The organism is Nocardioides dubius, assembly GCF_039528155.1.
Lineage (GTDB): Bacteria > Actinomycetota > Actinomycetes > Propionibacteriales > Nocardioidaceae > Nocardioides > Nocardioides dubius.
Map to the genome: position 1 here is coordinate 1 of NZ_BAAALG010000001.1, position 21,581 is coordinate 21,581.

The window sequence follows — 21,581 nt, forward strand, 5'->3', positions numbered from 1 at the left end:
CCACGCCAACACGTGGTCCTGATCCGAATCGTCAACCAACGTCGTACCGATCGACGGCGACGGAGCGGCGCTCCAGTTGACCGCCGCAGTTCCGGTGGTCGTGGCGTTGCTGGGCGCGACCAGGATCATCGTCTGCCGGTGGTTGGCCGCCGTGGGCGTGCCACCGCTGACGGTCGGCACCGCAATGACCATCCCGGTGCCGCCAGCACCCTGCGCGCTCACCGTGACGGTGGCAGAGCCGGCCGACGTCGAGGCCCGCAGGTCGAGGTAGATCTCCTGGCCGTCGACCACGGCCGCAGCGTTGATCGCCGCGCCGGTCGAGTCGGTGACCGTGACGCCCGGTGCGACCGTGACGCTGGCCGTGGGCTGGTTGGTGTGCACCGTGAAGGGGCCCACCAGGGTGCCGGCCTGCTGGGCACCAGCGGGGGCGGTCACCGACGCCGTGACCGACGCGATGTCGTCGGCCGACATGGTGTTGCCCTGGTTGATCTTGCCGATCAGGTACCAGTAGGCGGCCTCGGCGTTGGCCTCCGAGTCGGAGCCGGCCCAGTTCCAGTTCGCGTCGAAGGTCAGGTCGGTGTAGCGCCAGATGGCGTACTGGACCGCCTCGACGGCGTCGTCCTGCGACAGGCCCGGCACGCCGGCTGCGGCCGCGAAGTCCGCCAGGCTGAGTGCGGGGTAGCTGTTCGAGATGATCCACCTCACCTTGCCGGCAACGGTCGGGTCCGTGCCGTAGTAGTTGCTGCCCGGATCGTCGAGGTAGTCCGCACCGAAGAGCGAGGAGGCGAGGCGAGTGACAGCGGTGGTGTTGGTCTTCGCCGACACGTCGTGCTCGATGCAGTAGGCCCAGTAGTCCGGGACACCGGGGTTGGCGGTGTCGGCCGGGACGGGGCTGTAGACCGCATGCATGCTGGACCCCGAGTGGCCCTGGGTCATGGCACCGATCCAGACGGTCTCCCCGGCGTCCACGTCGGCGTGAGCGACAGTCACCATCGACGGCACCAGGAGCGCGAGGACCGTCGTGATGACGAGCGCCAGCCACCGCCGGCCCACGGACAGGGGATCCGGCTTCCCGAGGTGGCCGGAACGTGTTGGGGCACCGTTCCGGCGGCGCCAAACGGGGCCACTACCTACCATGCGGAACCTACTCATGGAGTCTTTCCTTCCGTTGCGTGGACGACGGCCGGGATCTGGTCATCCCTGCGGTGGTTTGACGACCCTCGCCGCCGACAGTGACGGCGACATGACAAGACCTCGCGGAAATGTCCCCCAGAAGGGGGTCAAGAAGGGTCAGCGCTGTCTGATCGGGGTCGAGCCGGGCTCCACCGCTGTGACCCCCGCTCGGGGGGTTAATGCGACGCTCGATCGGCGCCGAGGATTCTCTACGGCGGGCGGGACGGTTAGCCTGCTGCTGACGCCAGAGGGGGCGTCAGCGTTCGGGGGAACGATTGACTTTGCTTCGTTGGGGGGCCTCTTCATGAGCAGCACCGATCTTGATGGGCAGCAGGGCTCGCGGTGGCGGCTGACGCCGATGCGTCCGCGGGACCCGAACGAGCCGGCCCGGGTGGCGAGCTCGTTGGAGCTCTTCTTCGACCTGGTCTTCGTGGTCGCGGTCAGCATCGCCGCCGTCCAGCTGCACCACGCGATGACCGAGGGCCACATCCTCGACGGCCTGCTGCACTACGCCATGGTCTTCTTCGCGATCTGGTGGGCCTGGATGAACTTCACCTGGTTCGCCACCTCCTTCGACACCGACGACTGGCTCTACCGCGTCGTCACCATCGTCCAGATGGGCGGCGTCCTGGTGCTCGCTGCCGGCGTCGAACCGGCCTTCGTCGACGACGACTTCCGGCTGATGATCGCCGCCTACGTGGTGATGCGCATCGCCATGGTCACCCAATGGCTACGCGCCTCCCGCTCCGGCGGCGACCACCGACGCACCGCCCAGACCTACGCGGTGGGCATCACCATCGTCCAGGTCCTGTGGATCGCCTACATCCCGCTCTCCGGCACCACCGCAGGGATCGCGATCGTCTTCCTGATCGCGGCCGAGCTCGCGGTGCCGGTGATCGCCGAACGCGGCGGCACCACCCCCTGGCATCCGCACCACATCACCGAGCGGTACAGCCTGTTCACCCTGATCCTGCTCGGCGAGAGCCTGCTCGCCTCGGCCAACGCCGTGCTGGAGGCGGTGCACGCGCACGAAGACCTCGCGCCGCTGATCGCGATCGCCGTCCTGGCGCTGGTGGTCACCGCTGCGCTGTGGTGGATCTACTTCTGGCCCCCGCACCACCACGCCATCGGCACCTTGCGCGAGTCGCTGCGCTACGGCTACGTGCACTACTTCGTCTTCGCCGCCGCCGGTGCGTTCTCGGCCGGCATCGAGGTCGAGATCGACGTCCTCACCGGCCACAGCGAGCTCAGCGAGACCACCGCCTCCTTCACCGTCACCGTCCCGATCGCGGTCTTCCTGCTCGGCGTCTGGTGGATCGCGATCCGTCCCTGTGCGGATCGCCTGGTCAACACCGTGCTGCCCGTGGCGGCGCTGCTGGTCCTCCTCGACCCGCTGATCCCGATCCCGATCACCCTGACCGCACTCGTGATGGCCGCCGTTGTCGCCTTCCTCGTCTGGCGCAGCCCCGCCGGGCGCGCCTCGCTGCCGGAGTCGGCTGCGGACTGACGCCACCCGCGAAGGCTCGGCCAGCCCGCGATCCGAGCGCCCGGGCTAGTCCGTGGGAACCCGCTCAGCGGACCTGCGCGTCGGCACTGGCCCCTCGGCGAGCAACCTCCGCAGCCGCGGGTCTCGGGCGAGCGCCTGCCGGGCACGATGCAGACGGACCCGGGCTGTTCCTGGCCGCACCCCCAGTGCAACGGAGAGCTCCGCGATGGTGAGGCGCTCCCACTCCACCAGCTCGATCACCTCGCGATGATGGGTCGCCAGATCGGCCATCGCGCTCCGCACGAGCGCGATCGCCTCCGACTCCCCCTCGTCCGCGGCTGGGGGCGTCGGCACCGTCGCAGCGTTCAGGTGCGCGGCGCCCTCCTGGGCGCGAAGCCGGGCGTCCGCTGCGACCAGGGTGCGGGCGACTCCGAACAACCAGGCTCTGCGGAGCATCGGCGCCGGCAGATCGGCGCGACGCCGCCACGCCACGGCGTAGGTCTCGGCGACGAGGTTCTCCGGGTCGCCCTGGCAGCGCCGTCGCACGTAGGCGAAGAGGTCGTGGCTCGTTGCGCGATAGAGCTCCTCGAACTCCCCCGCGCTGACCCGCGGACCCACCTCAGCGCTGCCCATCGCCCGTCGGCGATGAGGCTCGGGCCAGAGCCGGAACCAGCTCCCGCCAACAGTCCTTGAGCAGGGAGTCCATCACGGCCAGGTCGCGCCCGCTCGCCGCCGCGACGACCCGCGGCAGGTAGGCGAACTCTGTCTCGTCCGGGTAGTAGCTGCCTGAATGACCCGTGGCCGGGTCCTTCCACGTCTCGCTGCGACCGTAGCTCTGCTCGGGGTCGATCGCGGTGACCGCGGGCCAGGAGCGAGCGTCCTGCAGGGCGGAGATCGCTGCCCGGCGAGCGGCATCGTCGCCGGAGGTGGTCGCGGCCGCCCACGTGTTGCCCCAGGAGCAGATGGCATCCCGGGCCGCCTGCGCGCGGATGCCGCCGCTGACCTCCCCGATGACGTCGCCGGAGCGGCGGGCGTCGGCGACGTCACGGTCGTGGATCTCCAGCTCGATCTCGCGAGAGACCGAACGACTCTCGGCGTCGGGGAAGCCGATGTCGGCGGTCAGCTCGTCGTACACCGCGTCGTAGTCAGGTGCCATCGGGTCGATGTGCTCTCCCGGACCGCTGAGCTCCTTGACCTCCGGGTCGGTCACCGGCCTGCCGGTATGGGCACTCCAGATGTCCGCTGCCGCGACGCCTCCGGCGCCCAGCGCGAGCACGGCGACGCCCGCACCGAGCAGCGCACGGACCGGACGACGACGCCGCGAGGGCGTCTCCTGCATCGACGCGGCGATCCGCTCCCACACCCGCTCGACGGCAGGCGCGGTCGGCTCCTCGACGGGCCGAGCAGCTTCGCGCACCAGCCGGCCGACCTCGTCGTCTGTGTTCTTGGGTTGCACCGGTCCTCCTCAGGACAGCAGGGTTCTCACCCCTACCTGTCGAGGCGTTACACCTTCGCATTCCCATGGCCCGGTGACGCCGCCACGGGTGGTCCTACGCGGAGTTGGGCGCGAGGCCGATTGCCCGGCCTCGCGCCCAACTCTGTCAGGTGTCAGCCCTCGCAGGCTGCGCAGTCGGTGCCGTTCTCGATGGAGCAGATCTGGGCCGGGGTCCAGTCATCCCAGACCAGGTCATCGATCGCGGAGGTGGAGGTCGCAGTGTCGGACATGTCAGTTCACCTTTCGTGGAGTGGTCTGGCTCTGCTTGCTGGCCTGCACGCCTGCGCGCGAACGCAGGTAGTACAGGCTCTTGATCTGCGGATCGAGCAGCGCCAGCTTGTGAATCTTGCTGATGTACTGCGGGGAAGCGTCGGCCTGAAAGAAGAGATTCAGGGATTGCGACTGGTCGATGTAGACCTGTCGCTCGGAGGCGCGAGCGAGCAGGATCTCCTGATCGATCTCGTACCCGGTCTTGAAGACGTCCTTCTCGTGGGCGTCGAGCCAGTCGACGTGAGCCACCGAACCGGCATGGTCGACGATGTCGTCGATGTGCTGCTGGTCGTAGACACCACGTTCCTTCATGAGCGCGACCAGGTTCTGGTTGGCGCGAGGCATCTCGCCCGCTGAGGTGGTCTGGTTCCACACGTTCGCCACGTAGGGCTCGATGCCCTGGCTGGTGCCGCCGACGATCACGGCGGTGCTCATCGTCGGCGCGATCGCCATCAGGTGCGAGTTGCGCCGCCCGACACACCACTCGGGCACACCGGCCTGTTCCCCCATCCACCGTGACGCGGCGTCCGCCTGCTCGCTGATCGATGCGAAGATCTCCTTGTTGAGCACCGCGGCCTCCGCGGACTCGAACGCGACCCGCCGCTTCTGCAGGTAGTCGTGGTAGCCGAGGACGCCGAGCCCGAGGCTGCGGGCCTTCTCGGTGTACCGCACCGCTCGCTCCAGACCGCGGATCGTGCGCGCCTTGCGGAGGAAGACCTCGGCGACCGCGTCCAGGAAGACCGTTGCCACATAGGCGGTGTCGGTCCCCGACCACTCGTCGTAGGTCGAGAGGTTGAGCGAGGAGAGGACGCAGGTGTAGGAGTGCTCCTCGTCGCTGAACAGGGTGATCTCCGAACAGAGGTTGGAGGCCTTGTTCGCCAACCCGTTGGCCCGATAGGACTCGGTCTGCGCCGCGTTCACGGTGTCGACCTTCCAGATGTAGCCCTTGCCCAGCACGACCCGGATCTTCAGCACCCGCTGGTAGCGCTCCAGCGCGTCCTTGTCGCCGGCCAGCATCCGGTCGATGAAGGCCTGGGTGAAGATCCACCCGATGTTCTTGTTCGCGGGCTCGCGGAAGATCAGGTCGGCGAGCTCGTAGAAGTCGGGGTGGTCGGCCGGAAGGTAGCCGGCCCACGATCCGCGACGGGTTGCTCCTTGGGAGATCTGGTTGGTCATCTCGACGAAGTTGCAGAAGACCGGAACGACGCCATTGGCCTTGCCGTTGTCGCTGAACGTCGCGCCGCGCGGACGGATGTCGCCGAGGTACGCGGAGGTGCCGAATCCGTGCTGCGACAGGATCGCTGCTTCCTTGAGCGTGTCGTAGAAGCCCCATACCGAGTCCTCGATGTAGGAACCCTCGCAGGAGACCGGAAGGCCACGGTCGGTGCCCAGGTTGGCCAGCACCGGCGTCGACGGCGACAGCCACCCGCGCCAGATCGCGTCGAAGAAGGCGTCGGTCCACGAGGTGCCGTCCGCGCGTGGATAGAGCTCGTCGGCGACGGCGCCGGCCGTCTGGGCGATGGTGACGTAGCGATCGCGGACCGACTGGTCGGCGACGACGTACTTCGCCTTGAACATCGCGTAGCCGGCAGTGGTCATGAACGGTGGCACCGTGCCGGCGGCCTGGAGCCCCTTGCGCTCCGCGGAAAGGGTCTCCCAGTTGCTGCTCATCAGAACTCGAACTCCGTCTCGCCGATGGTGCGGTTGTATTCGTTGCCGGTGACTTGGAAGAAGTCGTGGAACTGCGTCCCGTTGATGCCGCTGTAGAACCATTCGGCGACGGGGTTCGCCGTCACCTCGAAGAGCGGCTCCATCCGCATGTTCGCGAGCGTCAGGTCGACTCGCGACTGCACGAACGTGACCAGGTCGCCCTGGTCGATGCCGGCGATCTCACCGTGGGCGAAGAGCATCTCGACGATCCGGACCTCGTGGCGGTACAGGTGCCCAGCCACTTCCCGGACCCGAGCGAACAAGGCGTCACGCTCAGCGGCGAACTGCTCGGCGGGCACGGTGCCCGCGTACTCGTCCATGGTCGTGTTGAAGAGCCAGGCTCCCCCGGTCGCGTGCAGGTTCTCGTCCCGGGCCGAGAAGTTGATCCCGCTGATCACGTTCTGCAGCAGGTTCTTGCCGCCGGACTGGAAGTGCTTGAGGAAGGCGAAGTTGGAGTAGAGGACACAGTTCTCCATGAGCGTGAAGACGCTCAGCGCAAAGAGCAGATCCTCGTCGGCGATCGCATCCCAGACGAACTGGATGCGCTCAGCCAGCACCGGATCGTTCTTGTACGACTCGTAGAACTCCTCGGTGTCGATCATCAGCGCCTTGTTGAGCTTGGCGTAGAACGGCGCGTGCATGTTGAGCTCGGCGAACGAGAAGGCGTTCGCCATCATCTGCACCTCCGGGCGCGGGAACGCATGGAAGATCCTGTCCCCCCACACCTCGCCGCCGAGGATCAGCTCGTAGATCGTGAAGAGCTTGAGGGTGGTCTTGACCGCCGCCTGCTCGGCCGGCGTCATGTTGACGAGGAAGTCCTGCTTGTCGTTCTCGACCGGGATCTCCTCCGCGGTCCAGAAGATGCTCCGTTGCTTCTTGGCCAGATCCTCGGCCATCGGGTAGTCGAAGACATAGGCCGACTTGGCTGTCCGGATCGGAAGTCCGTCGGTGTCGATCATGGTGGCCCTTCGTCCGCGAATCAACTGTCTGTGCTTCCGCGGAAGGAAGAGGAGCCGAGTGCCACCGAGCGCTGGAGAGTGCCGACGCAGGAGTGCTTCTGGATCCCCTGACTTTCCCTCGAAGTCGCGGACCCCACGGTGAGGTGGGCACTGGCAGGTCTTCGGACTCATGGGCGTTGGAACAGGTTCGTTCCGGTCCTACTGTCCATCGCTTCCCAAGACCGTTGGTGGTCTCAGTGCTTCCTGTCGATCCAGGAGACGGAGGTCGTTCCCACTTACCGCTGCGGGGCAGTCCCGGAATCTCACCGGGTTCCCTCTTGCGACGGCGGCTCTGGATTGAGGCGCCGAACCAGCTGCATGACCACCATATACGGGAACTACGCGAATGTAACTACCTAGATGTTGTGTTTGATCCAACAGATCCCTGGTCCGTGGGCGAGGCGACCGAGACCACGTGTCCCCTGATGGGCGCGTCGTCGCCGCCGTACTCGGAGCCCAACGTCGCATCGATCGCGACCTCGAGACGCACCGGGTCGCACGAGGCGCCGACGACCTCCACGGTGCCGGTCGCCAGCTCCACGTCGCTCGAAGCCTCGACGTCCGGGCCGCCGACAAACACCACCACGCCCTTCGGGCCCTCGTCGTCCGAGCCCGAGTCGGCGGGAAGGTCGAACGTCCACCCGCCCTCGACGTCCTCGGGCAGAACCTCGATCATCAATCGAAGGCCCCCAGCCTCGCTCTCCGCATGCACGACCTCGACCGACTCGTCGTACACGCTCGGGACGCATTGCGTGGTCATGCTGGTGAACTCGACCTCAGACCCATCAGCCCGCATCACCACGATGCTGTTTCCGGGATCGTCAGCCGCCTGACCCTCGGCGTCGTCTCCGCACCCCGCCGCAAGCAGCGCCATCGACACCAGAGCGGCCGAAATCCTGTGACCGCCGAGTCGCCGTCGAGTACGCATGATCGCCATGGCGTCAGGCTAGGGCGCGAACGGCGGCCCCGACTGCCGTTCGCACAACCCAGAAACGCCAGAAGGCGGCCCTCCTTGAGGAGGACCGCCTTCTGTACTGGTGGAGGTGAGGGGACTCGAACCCCTGACCCCCTGAAGCAGGAACCGGCGACCCGCCATCTCGGCGAATCTCGGACCTACAGCCTCAAACGAGCTCTGACCTGGGACGATGCCCGAACCTAGGACAACGACTCCCATGAGACTACCGCGAGTTCTCGGGCTTTCTCGCCCCAACTGGCGCCGTTTCTGAGGGGATAGTGCTGGGTTTCTGCTGGCCCGCTCAGCGACGACGCCTCGCGAACGATCTGCAAGGCTTAGGTTCCTGATCCGACAAGAGCTACCTGGAGCGATCCCTTTCAGATTCAGTCCTGGGCACCGAGTTTCGGAGCAACTCCCCTGAGAGATGCAGCAGACCCTCATTGATGTAGTCGTGATTGCGCGAAGAGCTGCTCGAGGTTCGGCCGAGTTCATCAATGCGGACCGGGACGCTCGCGTGGGCTTTGGTGATGCCAACGGCTCGCACGCGCTGCCTCACCACTGGGCGTCTGTCGCGCTCGACGGAGGTGAGTCCACAGTGGCAATCTCCCACTAGCTCGGTCAAAGAGACCTGGGGCCACGGGCAACCGAGCCATCGCCGCTGACGAACAGAGACGGTGCCTTGGACAGGTCGGGCCGAGGGCGAAAGACAGCATCAGTTGGTTGCTCCCAGTGACCAGGTGCGCGGCTGCCGTGGCTGGACTCCCCGCCCGAACCGCCGAGCCGGGTCCAGGACCTGGGATTCGAAATCCATCACCCCGCCACAGCGCGAGATAAGTAGTCTTCGCGCATGCCTGAGAACAGCAATGCAGAAGAATCGCCCAAACAGCGCTCCGACCACTTCTACTTGGGGGTTGCCCTCGCAGTATTCGTTGCTCTGGTAGTTCTGGTTCTGGCGTTCGACGACAACGACGACGCCTCTGCTTCATCTACCGACAACTCGACCGTGTCGCTACCTGCTCCTCCGGCAAGCCCCTCGCCGACACCGACACCGACACCGACGTTTGCGAGTGAACCGTCGGAGGAGCCAGAGGAGACACCAGCCGAGGTGAAGGAGCCGGACATCGACACCTCGTCGTTGGCGACGAATCTCGCAGCCGTTGCAAACAGGTATGGGTACGGGCCCGCGGACGAGTCGTACGCGGACATTATCGTGCTCGTGGTGTGCGACCCCATCGAGTCGGGACTCATGACTTGGGAAGACTCGGTGGCCGAAGATATCGCCAGCGGCGCCCCGGCGAGCGATGCGGAGGCATTCAATGACTACGCCCGCACCGTCTTTTGCCCAGGCATGGGATACGACGTTGGCTAGGTCGTCGACAATCTCCATTGCCGCTGCGCTGCCAAGCGACTGGTGTGAGCATCACCGTGGCTAGGCTGGTTGACCCCGGTCGAGTTCGAGACAATCATCACCAGGCCAGCCACACAAGTGCGTGACCAATCACTGCCACCTATCCGTGCAGCAGTCCCCTTCGCATCGCCATCGGCTTCCCCCGACTCTGGCGGCCTAACTCGAGTACTTCTTCCTGAGCAAAGTCAGCGCACCTCGCAACGGCGTCTTCGGGACCTTGGCGAGGTTGAGCGGAGGATCAAGCTCGGTCAGGATCTCGGATTCCAGGCGATCGAGCGTGTCGACGTCAGCGACGGGTACCGGGATCACCCGGAGGTGCGTGTGCATCCACCTGGTCAGCTGTTCCTCGTCAATCGTCGGCTCCGCGCGGGCCTCGGCAAGGATCGAGCCGAGGCTGCGCCGGAGCGTGGAGAACTGATGCCTCTTGCCCAGGTGCATCGTGGCGATCCGCCCCCACAAGGTGTTCGACGACGTGGTGCCTCCCGATCGGGTCGCACCAGCCAGACCGGCATAGACGAGCCCGGTCTCGATCGGATGGCCTAGGCCCAAGGTGAGATCGCTTGCGCCAGCCTCATCGACCCACCAGCTGTATATGCCGGGAACGCGGAGATCGGTGCCACCGCTCGTGATGATGTCTCTGAGCGATCTGGCCTTCGCTCCATCTTGAAGTTGCGAAGTCACAGCCGCACCGCCATGTCCACCGGTGCCGTCGTGGCAGGGACGTGTGAGCGGTTCGATCCCACTGGACAGCTTCAACACCTCTCGCGCGGGCTGTCGGGAGGCACCGACGCCAGGGCTGCCGCCACCGCCAATCGTGAAGCCGAGGCTCTGGAGCCAACGACGAGCGTCCCGCGACTGAAAGCGCCGCCGATCGGAAACGCCGGTCGCCAACGAGATGACCTGCTTGACAGGCCAATGCGTGCCGTCGATCTCGATCCAGTACTCGCGGACGGCCTCCGGCACGTTGCCGGTGAGCCGCGCACGAACCAGTTCGGGCGTTAGTTGGAAGGACTCGCCGTCCAGGGTGAAGCGCATGCCTCTTCATATCGCAGAACGCCGACAGAAATACGGCGATCCCCCGACCGACCGCGAGGCTTGGAGAATCCCTGCGAGGCGCACCGACCGTGATCCGCGGAGCTGGTCGAGCCGACGCAGCGACGCCACTGACAAGGACACCGACGAGGACTGCAGGGTTGAGACCTGCGAAGTCGCAGGGAAGCCCGTCACCAACGTGAACTGCTGACGTTCACGCCATCTTTTCTCGACGCGTTGCTCCCTTGAACAGGGCTATCCCGGGCACCCACATTGACGTCGCCTGCGCACTGCCAAGGCATCATAGTTCGGGCAACACCTTCACCTGAACCTGCCAGCGCCGAGGAACTCGTCAACGTTTGATGATCAGACGCCACCGATGCTTGATCTTTGCCTTACCAGTCGGTGTGAACCAGCTCCCCGAACCGGCAGTCAAGGAGTCGCAGCCAGTATTGAAGGAGTTCCAGCACGCCGCGTGGGGCGGATTCGCCCCGTTATCACACGCCAGCCGACCTTGTCTCGGCACACCCGGCATCGCGCCATCCTGGTCTTGGAGCCCTCACGGCTGGTCCTTCGCCCACCATAGGAACTCCCCCGCGTGCGGCCGGTCCACGAACCCGTCACCGGTCAGCTCAGTGAGCAGGTCGTTGCTCCAGACGATGAGGCGACCAATGGTCCAGTTGACGCTGTCTGGCTTCGGGAGGGCGAGACCGTAGACGGCCTTGGCCATGATGGCCTTTTGGTCGTAGGTGACGATCGTGAGGAAGCGCTCCGGATAGACGACCGAGAGGACCTTCGAGAGCAACGCTTCCTTGAAGCCTGGCATCGAGAAGGAGAACCTGCCCCGGATCAGATCCGTGAGGCGGTTCTCCAACGACGGCTCGGTACCACGGAGAAGATACTCAATCACCTGTCTGACGTCACTGGCGCCTTGCTCGGGGTTCGCGTTCCATGCCTTGTTGAACTCGGTCATGATGCCCGAGTAGACGCCGGTCGGGTCGTTGGCGAACGCCTTCAGCTCCGTCGGATCGGCATGCGGTAGGCCGTCTGCGTCGAAGATCTCCTGGTACTTTGCCCAGTACGGTGCGACCTTCGGATCCGGATGCCTACGCACGTCGGCGAGGAACTCCGCCTTCAGCATCTCTGCACGCTCGCGGACGTCGGACTCGACATCCTCCGGCTTCGGGAAGCGCTGGTGAAGCAAGGCCGCCGAGGCCACTTTCTCGTTGGCTGCCACCCCGGGCTCGCCGTGCTCCCAGCTGTAGTCGCAGCGGCGGCAAACCACGCGTTTTCGGCCATCGGGAAGCCGCTCGACCAAGTCAACGTCGTCTTCGTCGGTGCACAGCGGGCACATGGCGAGCGCCATGTCAGTCCTCGATCCCGAACGCTGCGGTCACCTGCTCGATGGTGAAGGCGTTTCGCAGGCGTGCGGCGCTGTTCTGGTTGGCGAACATGCCTGTCTTCCAGAAACCCTGTTCACGCGGCACGACGTAGTTCCACTCGATCGCAACGGCCCACTCGGCAACGTCGTCCGACTCGTCGCCCTGGCGGGCGTAGTTGCCGACAAGCGGGAGGTCCGCGAGCTGCTGCTCGACACCGTCTACCTCGACCGTCGTGCCGTCGAAGCGTCGTGCTTCGGCGAGGACGGTGCCGACGCCGACGTAGCCAACCTTCGGGATGCAGGCGAAGACCCGTGCGCCAACGGGAAGGTTCTTAAGGGTCCGCGAGAACCACTTGTCTCCGCCCGCCGAGACGAAGCCGTACTTCATCGCGTCGGACCATTGGCGGCCGTCTGGGAACTCACCGAAGGACACGTACCAGTCTTGGCCGTTCCAAGGTTCCTTCGACTTCTTGGTGCGCGAGGCTGCCTTGCTCTCGACCGGGGTCTCGTTGTCGACCAGCCAAGTGCGGGCAAGGTAGGAGGTGCCTTTGTCTTCGAAGTGGCGGAAGAAGACCACGTTGACGGGGACCTCGAAGGTCTCATTGAGGAACCGGACGATGCGCTCGGTCGCGGAGTCGACGCTTGCTGCGACGATCGTGAGCACCTGGGCCTCATTGAGGTCTTCGGGAGGCGCCTCCCCGAACGTTTCGGCGAATGCCTCTTCGAAGGCAAGTCCCGGCCGGTACTTCTCGAAAATACCGACGATGTCGGAGCGACTCAGCGTCGAGACCCACGAGCCGTAATCGAGCGCCTGGGCGACCACGTCTCGCGGTGTCTTGTCGCGCTTCAGTTCAAGGACGTGAACCACCCCTTCGCCGTCCATCGCAAGAAGGTCCACGAACCCGCCGTGTGCCGTCGGCACCTGGCGGCCGACGATCAGCAGTGGCTGACCCAGAAGGGTCGGGTCGGACTCGATGTAGGTCTCCAACTGCGACTCCAGACCGACCGCGCTCGGCGTAATCCGGCTCAACTTATCGCCATCGGCCCGCCACAGGCCCATCTCCAGTGCCACGTCCTGCTCCTCGCGCTGTGGGCCTCGGCCCGCTACCTGACCCCGATGAAGAACCTAGGCTATGGCGTGAGGTTCGGTCAGAGCCTCGGCAGACACGGCCTTGGGGGCAGCCCGTGGGGCGTAGAGCCGACACCGTAAGTTCGAGTCCGCACCAGTGGCGAACGTGGACGCGTTGACGAGTGGCCCGGAGCTCGCTGCTGGGTTCGAGGCCACCGAAGAGCAATCCACGCAGCTGAGGATGAGCCAGTCCTCTTCTCCGGACCAGTCATGGCGCCAGCTTGGCCCGCATTTGTGTCGGATGCGCGGACTAGCGTCACCGACCGGCTGCTCAACTACTGCGAACAGCCCTGCACTTGGCCTCTCTCGGGCAAACTCATCGGGGAACACCTTGAACACACACCGCTTCGCCGCAATCGCCGCTGGCTGTCTCAGCCTCGCCCTCACCGTCGCGCCCGCGATCGCCGACACCACCAACGTCGGCGACGCCGCCTACGACGCCATTCGGCTGACCGACGACGGCACCATCACCTACGGCGACTTCGACATCGATCTGCGCAACATCTACATCGACCACGGGACCCGTGATCTGCAGATCGCCTCCCGCTTCACCTACCTCGACGCGACCAGCTGGACCCAACAGCTGATCGCCCTCGACACCAACAACGACTCCGTCACCGATTACACCGTCTTGTGGGATAGCGCAGAAGGCATCTCCGGCGTCGTGCGCGAGTACCCCGACGGCACGTCGAGCCCGACGTGCATCAACATCACCACCTCGCAGAGCCTCGGCGTCAACGGCAGCACGAACGTCAAATTCCCTCGCTCCTGCATCGGAAACCCGGCGTCGGTCCGTGTCCACGTCGACGTCTGGTGGATCGGACTATCGCAAGCAGACACCGACCTCTACTTCACCGACTCCGCACCCGGCGAACTTCTCGACGAACCCGTCACATTCTCCCATCCGGTAGCGTCATCCAACACCGGCACCGCGACCTCGCCGTCCGCGCCGAAGGTCCAGACCAAGCTCTCCGCAGCGCTGTCGAAGTCGACGGTCAAGGCGCGGGCCGCGGCCCCCAAGGTCACGGTGAAGGCGACAGCGGCTGGCAACCCGGCCGGCAAGGTCGTAATCGCCGACAACGGCAAGACCTTGAAGACCGTCTCCGCCCACGCTGGGAAGAAGATCACCTACACCTTGCCCCGCACCTTGAAGCCGGGCCGCCACTCCATCAAGGTCACCTTCACTCCCAACGACACCAAGAAGTACCTCCCCACCTCCAAGACCCTCAAGCTGAAGGTCACCAAGTAGCAGGCGCAACTGTGGCCCCGGATGCCCCTCCGCGCAGGCGCAGATCCGGGGCCACAACGTCGTCGTCCAACTCCTTTGCAGATGGCACAGGCGCGTTCCCCTGGTAGCCATGACCCGCAACCGGTTTCCCGAACGGTTTTGGTTGGGTGGTCATGCCGCGGTTGTGGCGGCGCTGTGAAGAGCTTCGAACTCGATCAGGCTGCGGTGGCCGAGCGCTGAGTGCCGCCGGGTGGGGTTGTACCAGGCTTCTATCCATTCGAAAATCGCCGTCTCCAACTCCGACCTTGTGGCCCACGTTCTCCGGTCCAGGACCTCGATCTGCAGGGACCCGTTGGACGACTCGATCAGGCGTTGTCAGACGCGCAGGCGACCTTGCCCATCGATCCCATCGGCCCGCTTGGCGGGGCCGATGCCCGAACAGCCACGACGTGTACTGGGTACCGCGGTCCGAATGCACCACGGTGCCGACGGCATGCGACGCATCCTGGCAATTTCGAGAGCGTCGACGACCGGTTCGGTACGCAGGTCTCCGCAACCTGCTCCTTGTTTCAGGACCCTGTGCTTCTATAGCCGTACCACCATTGGACGGCCTGACTGAAGAGGACCTTCGAGATGGAAGATGGCTATCGCTTACAACCCGCTCACCGGCGGAAGCTCCGTCGGATGCGGGAGCTTGTGGACACTCGGGACGGATCACTGACCGCTGATGAACTTGCCGCCGCCGAGAAGTACCTCTCCCTCCATGCCTCGTGCGAGGCGTATCTGCACGCTCAGGTGACCCGGACAGCTGTGCTAGAAAGGCCTCGCTGCGCACAGGGCTATGGCAAGCGGCCGAAAGCCAAGGTTAAATTCACTGCCTCCGTCCGGACGAAGGTTTGCCCGATCTGTAAGACGCAGAAGTCGGTGCTTTCCTTCGACGACGAGCTTGGCAAGTGCATCAAGTGCAAGTACAAAGGTTCCAGCACGGGCAAGCGCGGTGACGAAACGAAGAAACCAGCGCCCACTCGAACCCGGAGGTGCCCAGTGTGTTTGCAGAACGTGACCGTCACGCTGACAGCAGGTGACTGGACCGCGGAACCCCACACCAAGCAGACGCGCGCCGGCGTGACCGAGTGCAGCGGCGGCGGGCAGATCACCCACCACGACCGGCGAGACGCGATGGATCGCCGTGTTCCCGGCAGCTTTGAGGGAGGCAAGAGACGATAGTCGTCCCAGATCTCCGACACCCTCAACTCGAACCTCGGCCGCCGACTAACTCTCCCGCGCCCGGGGTGCGCGCAGGCTGTGCCCGGCCGGAGAGCATGACGATCGGCCCACACCTCACGTCCGCCTGTCGCGTACCGCGGCGTCCTGCGCCCCAGCCAGGAACGAAACATCGGATGTCTCACGACTGAGTGGGGACGAAGTCCACTCGCGCTCATTGATCTCCCGAGCGCCCACACTTGGAGGCCTAGGCATCCGCCTAAGCCCGGTCGTTCAATCTGCCGATTTGTGTCTGGCTTCCTCCCTACAGTGACATCGTGTCCCGCATCCAGACCATCGACGACGAGCGAGCAGCTTCTGCACTCGCGGACCTCCTCAACGGAAGTACCCGGAGGCGTCCAGTCGTCGTCGTCACAATCCCCGCAGGTCGAACCGCCCCCTGGATCGATGTCGAACAGATCGCCCGCGAAGCGGGGACCCTCGCCGATGTGTACTGCATGCATACCGGGCCCTTCACCTGGGAGTTCTCCAACCGGATGGCCGAGGGAACGCAGGTGTACGGCGGCGCTGGGCGCGTATACCCGGTCGGTCACACATGGGCGTCCGACTTAGCGAAGTCACCGCTCCGGTTCGCCTTCAACCACGACGACGGACAACGCGCCACCCAACATCTGATCTCCGATCTATTCAGAATGGCGGCGGCCGGCGGACTTCTTGAATCCATACCCCCCGCACGCCTACGGGAGGCCACCGGAATCGTGAAGATGACCGTCGCGGGTCGAGCACTCGTCGACATCGGCGGCCGATTCCCAGCTTCCATCGCCGAAGAACTCACCGTCGAAGACGTCCCAATCCACCGCATCGTCGCCCCCTCCCAGCCGGTAACGGGCATGTACGACCCGGACACCAACCGTCTCGACCTCCGTAGATCGCTTCGGAGCGAGACCGTCGCGCTCGCCCACTACAGCGTCGGCGACGTCGTGCTTGCACGGGTCGCGAAGGTCCGCAGCGGCCGCGCCGAACTAATGCTGTATCCCGAGACCTCCGCCCCAGCCACACTGGTAACCATTCTCCGCGCGGACGTCACGAGCAACCCGGCCGACGACCTCAAGTCCCTCATGACACCCGGCGAAGTGATCCCCGCTCGAGTCGCCGCAGCGGGGCCGTCGTGGGCTCTGATTCTCATTGACGTCGACGACGACGAACCAGTCGTTCCCGCGCCTCCCCTTCTCGACGGCGGCCCACCCTGGCTCGTCGAAGAAGACGCAAACACTGAGTACGCAACGCCGCAGCCGCTTGGTCCTCCACCACCGCCAGCCCGTGCTCCTGAACCGTTGTCCGAGGCACCCCCGCCGGCTTCCATGTTCGCCTCCCCCTCGCCCACCCCCGCCCTGCTCGACCGGAACAGGACGGCGGGCACCCCGGCAACCATCCCGCAGAGTCCTGGATCGCAGGATTCAGGCTCGACACGAGCCCTCCTCCTAAAGATCGACGGACTGTCGGCGGAGGTCGCCATCCTCAAACGCGACGCCGAGCAGCTGCGCAGCCAACTAGCGGCGTCTTCCGACGAGCGCGAACAGCTTCGCTACCTGCTGGACCAAGCCGAGCGCAATACCAACCGTGCCGAGCACGACCTGAAGGCGGCCCGCTCACGCCTACGGAAGGCCGGGGCAACGAGGAGGGCACCGGTCGCCTCCGAAAGCCCGCAGTTCGCCGACCGTGAGCAGGGGTTCCGCTACCTGGTGCTGACCCAGTGGGCCACTCGTACGTTGCCCAGTGAGCAGCACACTCGGCGGCTGGGCGACTACGTCCTCGGCCCCGGGTTCCTTGACTCGCTCGTAAAGCTTGAGGGGATCAAAGTGGAGAAGGTCGCCGACGTCGTCTTCGAAATCGTGACCGGCCTTGCCCATAAACTCCAGGGCCGGGAGGTCCATCGCCTCCGCACCGGGCCAGGGGGTGACGCCCCCGTGCGAACTCGCGACGACGGTGCAATCGCATGGCGAGCCAGTCTCCAAGTGAACGCCCCCTCCGCTAGGCGGCTTCACTACTGGGTCCTCCCAGACGGGCTGATCGAATTGTCGAAAGTCCTCACCCATGACGACTTCGAGGCTTGAACCGTCGCGGGCGAGCCCGCTTCGCTTGGACGGCGGCGAAGCTGCGCGAAGGCCCACGTGGCCGAGTCAAACAATTGGTGCTATGCGCTCGACTTCACGCCAAGGCGACGCAGATGTTAACGGGCAAGTTGCCCCTTGGAGCAGTCCCCGATGGAGAGCACCGGTGGCAGACCTAGGGCGAGGCAATGACAGGAGACTTCAAGGAGTCTCGTGCAGAAGAGAGAAGGGTTAGATGAACAGAGATTCACTCAAGGCGCAGATCGACGAACTGATGCGCCAGTACAAGGACGGCGAAATCGACAGCGAGACATACTCGCGACAGATGATGGAGTTGACCACGTCAGCAGAGGATTGACTCGCTGCGATCCCTGCCGTCCGTCATCTGCTTCTGCTTCTGGGTGCCGGCGGCAGGGATCACTTGGCCGAGCCCATCAATCAGGATCTCCGATAAAGCTCCCTTCAAACTCCCAACTGCGTGGACACTTCCAGGCGCTCCCGAACTAGGCGGGCCGGCTCCATTGAGCTCTCAAGACGATCCGCAACGCTGGAAGACAGTGGTGAGCTTTCGAGATCCTTTCAGCTTGTGCGGCGACCGGCTTGCCGATCCGTTTCCGGGCTCCTGGAGTGATCGTGGCTCGTGGCCGAACGACTTGACGACGGCCGTCGTTGAAGGTGACACCGGGCACCCGTAGATTCAACCACCTCGACCGAAAAGAAAGATGAGCCATGGGAATGAGCGCGACACAACTCGGGGCGTTCTTCGCTCGCGGCGGCGCCGCGATGAACTTGCTGCTAAACGATCACGGGTTCATTGAGGGTGGCCCTGGCGCATGGCGTCCGACCGAACTCGGAGCGCCGTTCGCGACGTGGGTCGACAAGGACAACGGGTACGGCGGATACGCCCACCGTTCCTGGTCCTGGCTCTCATGGAGTGACGACATCCGCGACGCGCTGGAGGCCAGCATCAAGGCGAACCCAGACGGCGTGCTGTCCACTGCTGCGGCGTCCGCGGTCGTCACCGGCGCGGACGCCGCTGTGAAAAGTTCAGGGTCTGGCAAGGGCATGTGGATCGTCCTCGGACTCACCGCAGCCGCCGCGGTCCCCATCATCAAGTACGTCCAGACCAAGAAATCTCCGGCGCCCGAAGCGCTGACACCCGCCGTCACCCAGGGCGCCGATAGCCATGAAGCTCCGGATGCCACCGCAGTGGCGCCGACGTAGGTAATGACTGAGTGTCCCAATTGAGCAGAACGACCTGCGATTCCTAGCCGTCCAACGCGATCTGCCCCACCGGCCAAGGGAAGATCGTAGGCTGACGAGGAACGTGCAGATCCACCAATCCGAGGAGGGCCCATGCCAAAGGAGCACGAGTCGCTCACCAAGGTCATGGATGAAAAATCGTTTACGATTGCCGACTACCAGCGGCCGTATGCGTGGAGCGACAAGCAGCTCAGCGATCTTTGGGGCGACCTCGACCTGCTCGGTTCTGGAGAGCACTACGCAGGAACGCTGGTCCTTCGCCGCACTGGTGTGCAGAAGGTGACTTCGGCTGGCGAGTCCCTTTGGGAACACGAGGTTGTTGACGGCCAGCAGCGGCTTACCACTATCTCGATCTTGCTGGGCAGCCTTCTAACCAGGCTAGAGGCCTTGGACCAGCTAGGTGACCCCGACCTGGGCGAAGGCGTCGACGAAGCCAAGCGACAGATCCGGCGTCTGATACAGATCAATCTTGGCGGCGTCACGGAGCCTCGCCTGCAGCTCGGCGCAGACCTCGCAAGCTTCTGGCGCGACCACGTAATCGGCGACATGCCTGCCCCCAAGAAGCGGCTGGCCGCCGAACAACGCCTACTGAACGCCGCCGCGTACTTCGAACGGCAGATCGACTCCCTGTTGGACCCCGCCGACCCGGCTTTGTCGGCGCGCCGCCTCCTCGACCTGCGTAGACGAATCACCTCTGGGTTGAAACTTCTCGTCTACGAAGTAGGTTCGACCGCGGAGGTCGGCGTCATCTTCGAGACCCTCAACGATCGCGGTCGCTCCCTCACGACGTTCGAGAAGACCAAGAACTACCTGTTGTACCTGGCATCACAGCTCACGGACTCTCGCGGCCCGAAGCTCGCTGATCGCGTGAACGAACGCTGGTCGGGAATCTTCACCAACCTCGCCGAACTTCCAGCCGACAGCGAGGATCGTCTCCTACGCGCGCATTGGCTAGCTACCCAGAACGCCGACCGTCGCAGTTGGACCGGAGTGGAGGCGGTCAAGAAGAAGTTTCCGCGAGCCAAGTACGTGCCCAGCTCACAGCGACTTGAGACAGTCGGCGCCACGCCACCGACCAACACCGACGTCCTCTGGCAGGACCTTTTCGACCATGTGACGGACTACGTGGACAGCCTATGGCAGTGTTCGGAGTACCTAGCTGACCTTGAGGATCCAAACGCGAAGTACGACATATGGTCATCAGACGCTGCTGTCGTCGGCGAAGTTCGGCGTCACTCTCACGCACTCGTGAGAAGCGGAGTCGTGGCTCAGTTCCTGCCGGTGCTCTTCGCCAGCAGACTCGCGCGCCCCAACGACGGTGAGTCCTACGCCGCGATTGTCCAGTCCTGCGAGGTGTTCTCGGCGAGGGTGTTCGCCATCTGCGGTCGTCGGGCGGGAGCGGGTCAAGCCGCCCTGGCTGGCGCGGCAAACAGGCTGTTCCGCGGCGTGATTACTCCGGATCAAGCAGTCGGGGAAATCAAGAAGCTGACCTGGGAGTACGCACCTGATGACCTGGTGCGAAGCAACTTCGAGCCGACGGTTAATTGGTACGTAAGAAGCTCACACAAGTACGTGCTGTACGAGTACGAGCTCTCGCGTGGCAAGTCCGCCGGAGTCCTTGACCCTTTCACGACGTTTATTCAGGCCTTCCAGAAGACCACCGAGCACATCCTTCCGCAGAACCCGGCTGCGAGCAGCGACTGGTTGACCACATTCGCGGACGCTACTGAGCGGGCGAATCTTACGGATAGCCTCGGGAATCTAGTCTTGACGATGGACAACTCTTCCTACGGTCGCAAGGAGTTCGTCGACAAGCGGGGAGTTCCGGATCAGGTGTCGCCTCCCTGCTATTACCGCGCAGCGCTGCTCAGCGAGCGGGAGATCGCCAACTCGCCTACCTGGACCCCGGCGTCGATCCGTGATCGACTGAGCTCGCTCAGGGAATGGGCGCTCACCGTGTGGCCCGCGACCGGTCCTGCTGCCGCACCGGTCGCCTTAGACATCGACACCGAAATCGACGTCAACTAACTGCGGAACCCCACATCCCGAGGTAGTGACGGCGGCCCGAGCACACCTGGACCGATTCTGGGCAGACCCATCAACTACGAGCCAGGCGCAGCGAATCCCCGTCCGGACGATGCTGAGGCGTCCTCCTTCGCAGACTCGGCGCTCAATCCTGAGGTGGCATTTCTGTCGGACCGTAGGCATACCGTGACCTTGTTGGCTGCAGACCCGCCCGCACTCCCTCGGAGCGCTCGTGCTCGATCAGGCGTTCGCTCCTGTTTCGCAAATCACGCTCGTTAGGAGACCAAAGTGAACGACATCGTGGACGCCTTGCAGGACGTCGCTAACCAACTGGAGGAGCTAAACCACACCCTGAGCCAGGTGAGTGACGGGCTGTTCTATCTCAACCTCCATGTCGGAGCCGACGTCTCAGCATGGACGGGCGGCACGGGATCGTCGAGCAACGTCCCACATAGCCCTACTGGCGCAGGCGGTAACCATGGACAGGGGGTCGTGAAGTGGTTCGACTCAAGCCAAGGATTCGGCTTCATCACACAGACCGGGGGTACGGAGGTGTTTGTTCATTCCTCAGCAATTCCTCATCTTGGTGCCCTTTATGAGGGTCAGCGGGTGGTGTTCGAATACCAGGCGGGCCCGCGCGGGCCGATGGTTGTGACACTCCAACTCGCATGACAGCCGCGGGCAGTGCACATC

19 protein-coding genes and 1 riboswitch are annotated in these 21,581 nt (G+C 64.6%); of the genes, 9 read left to right on the plus strand and 10 right to left on the minus strand.

The features are described from left to right. Positions 1-993, minus strand: a 993-nt coding sequence (locus ABD151_RS00005; RefSeq protein WP_343989818.1) for a thioester domain-containing protein, incomplete at its 3' end; no start/stop codon positions are given. A gap of 484 nt (positions 994-1,477) precedes the next feature. Here ABD151_RS00005 and ABD151_RS00010 point away from each other — a divergent pair. Beyond that, complete coding sequence (locus ABD151_RS00010; protein WP_343989821.1) at positions 1,478-2,680, plus strand: low temperature requirement protein A; 1,203 nt, start codon at positions 1,478-1,480, stop codon at positions 2,678-2,680. Between the two features lie 45 nt (positions 2,681-2,725). Here the strand turns inward: ABD151_RS00010 and ABD151_RS00015 are convergent, their stop codons facing one another. The 5 genes from ABD151_RS00015 to ABD151_RS00035 form a co-directional block, all read right to left on the minus strand. After that, positions 2,726-3,292, minus strand: a complete 567-nt coding sequence (locus ABD151_RS00015; protein ID WP_343989825.1) for an RNA polymerase sigma factor — start codon at positions 3,290-3,292, stop codon at positions 2,726-2,728. Continuing rightward, positions 3,279-4,115, minus strand: a complete 837-nt coding sequence (locus ABD151_RS00020) for a hypothetical protein (protein WP_343989828.1) — start codon at positions 4,113-4,115, stop codon at positions 3,279-3,281. Before ABD151_RS00020 ends, ABD151_RS00015 begins: the two co-directional genes overlap by 14 nt. Positions 4,116-4,385: 270 nt before the next feature. Further along, positions 4,386-6,095, minus strand: coding sequence for a ribonucleotide reductase N-terminal alpha domain-containing protein (locus tag ABD151_RS00025; protein WP_343989831.1), 1,710 nt, complete (start codon positions 6,093-6,095; stop codon positions 4,386-4,388). After that, complete coding sequence (locus ABD151_RS00030; protein WP_343989834.1) at positions 6,095-7,093, minus strand: ribonucleotide-diphosphate reductase subunit beta; 999 nt, start codon at positions 7,091-7,093, stop codon at positions 6,095-6,097. The genes ABD151_RS00025 and ABD151_RS00030 overlap by 1 nt, the downstream gene beginning before the upstream one ends. Positions 7,094-7,228: 135 nt before the next feature. Beyond that, positions 7,229-7,463: riboswitch (cobalamin riboswitch) on the minus strand. Between the two features lie 21 nt (positions 7,464-7,484). Next, positions 7,485-8,069 carry a hypothetical protein gene (locus ABD151_RS00035; RefSeq protein WP_343989837.1) on the minus strand — a complete coding sequence of 195 codons (585 nt, stop codon included), beginning with the start codon at positions 8,067-8,069 and terminating at the stop codon, positions 7,485-7,487. 865 nt (positions 8,070-8,934) lie between these two features. Between ABD151_RS00035 and ABD151_RS00040 the strand changes: the two genes are divergently transcribed. Continuing rightward, on the plus strand, positions 8,935-9,456 hold the full coding sequence (locus ABD151_RS00040) for a hypothetical protein (protein WP_343989840.1): 522 nt from the start codon (positions 8,935-8,937) through the stop codon (positions 9,454-9,456). Between the two features lie 195 nt (positions 9,457-9,651). Here ABD151_RS00040 and ABD151_RS00045 read toward each other — a convergent pair whose 3' ends face one another. From ABD151_RS00045 to ABD151_RS00055, 3 genes are all read right to left on the minus strand, one after another. Continuing rightward, positions 9,652-10,530 (minus strand): GIY-YIG nuclease family protein, encoded by an 879-nt coding sequence (locus ABD151_RS00045; protein WP_343989842.1) that lies wholly within the window; start codon positions 10,528-10,530, stop codon positions 9,652-9,654. A gap of 556 nt (positions 10,531-11,086) precedes the next feature. Next, on the minus strand, positions 11,087-11,893 hold the full coding sequence (locus ABD151_RS00050) for a hypothetical protein (protein ID WP_343989844.1): 807 nt from the start codon (positions 11,891-11,893) through the stop codon (positions 11,087-11,089). A 1-nt stretch (position 11,894) separates the two neighbouring features. Continuing rightward, complete coding sequence (locus ABD151_RS00055; RefSeq protein ID WP_343989847.1) at positions 11,895-12,980, minus strand: hypothetical protein; 1,086 nt, start codon at positions 12,978-12,980, stop codon at positions 11,895-11,897. Between the two features lie 154 nt (positions 12,981-13,134). Here ABD151_RS00055 and ABD151_RS00060 point away from each other — a divergent pair, with 154 nt between their 5' ends. Further along, positions 13,135-14,286 carry a hypothetical protein gene (locus ABD151_RS00060; protein ID WP_343989850.1) on the plus strand — a complete coding sequence of 384 codons (1,152 nt, stop codon included), beginning with the start codon at positions 13,135-13,137 and terminating at the stop codon, positions 14,284-14,286. A 150-nt stretch (positions 14,287-14,436) separates the two neighbouring features. Here ABD151_RS00060 and ABD151_RS21900 read toward each other — a convergent pair whose 3' ends face one another. Continuing rightward, complete coding sequence (locus ABD151_RS21900) at positions 14,437-14,634, minus strand: integrase core domain-containing protein (protein WP_415630145.1); 198 nt, start codon at positions 14,632-14,634, stop codon at positions 14,437-14,439. A gap of 315 nt (positions 14,635-14,949) precedes the next feature. On the opposite strand from ABD151_RS21900, the gene ABD151_RS00065 reads away from it, so the two are divergent. From ABD151_RS00065 to ABD151_RS21905, 6 genes are all read left to right on the plus strand, one after another. After that, positions 14,950-15,492 carry a hypothetical protein gene (locus tag ABD151_RS00065; RefSeq protein ID WP_343989853.1) on the plus strand — a complete coding sequence of 181 codons (543 nt, stop codon included), beginning with the start codon at positions 14,950-14,952 and terminating at the stop codon, positions 15,490-15,492. A gap of 314 nt (positions 15,493-15,806) precedes the next feature. Further along, positions 15,807-17,603 carry a hypothetical protein gene (locus tag ABD151_RS00070; RefSeq protein ID WP_343989856.1) on the plus strand — a complete coding sequence of 599 codons (1,797 nt, stop codon included), beginning with the start codon at positions 15,807-15,809 and terminating at the stop codon, positions 17,601-17,603. 232 nt (positions 17,604-17,835) lie between these two features. After that, positions 17,836-17,958: a hypothetical protein gene (locus ABD151_RS00075; protein ID WP_343989859.1), complete on the plus strand. Its 123-nt coding sequence runs from the start codon at positions 17,836-17,838 to the stop codon at positions 17,956-17,958. Between the two features lie 377 nt (positions 17,959-18,335). Beyond that, positions 18,336-18,824 (plus strand): hypothetical protein, encoded by a 489-nt coding sequence (locus tag ABD151_RS00080; RefSeq protein WP_343989862.1) that lies wholly within the window; start codon positions 18,336-18,338, stop codon positions 18,822-18,824. A 132-nt stretch (positions 18,825-18,956) separates the two neighbouring features. Continuing rightward, complete coding sequence (locus ABD151_RS00085; protein WP_343989865.1) at positions 18,957-20,891, plus strand: DUF262 domain-containing protein; 1,935 nt, start codon at positions 18,957-18,959, stop codon at positions 20,889-20,891. Positions 20,892-21,176: 285 nt separating this feature from the next. Continuing rightward, positions 21,177-21,560 (plus strand): cold-shock protein, encoded by a 384-nt coding sequence (locus ABD151_RS21905; protein ID WP_415630061.1) that lies wholly within the window; start codon positions 21,177-21,179, stop codon positions 21,558-21,560. The last annotated feature ends 21 nt before the right edge of the window (positions 21,561-21,581 follow it).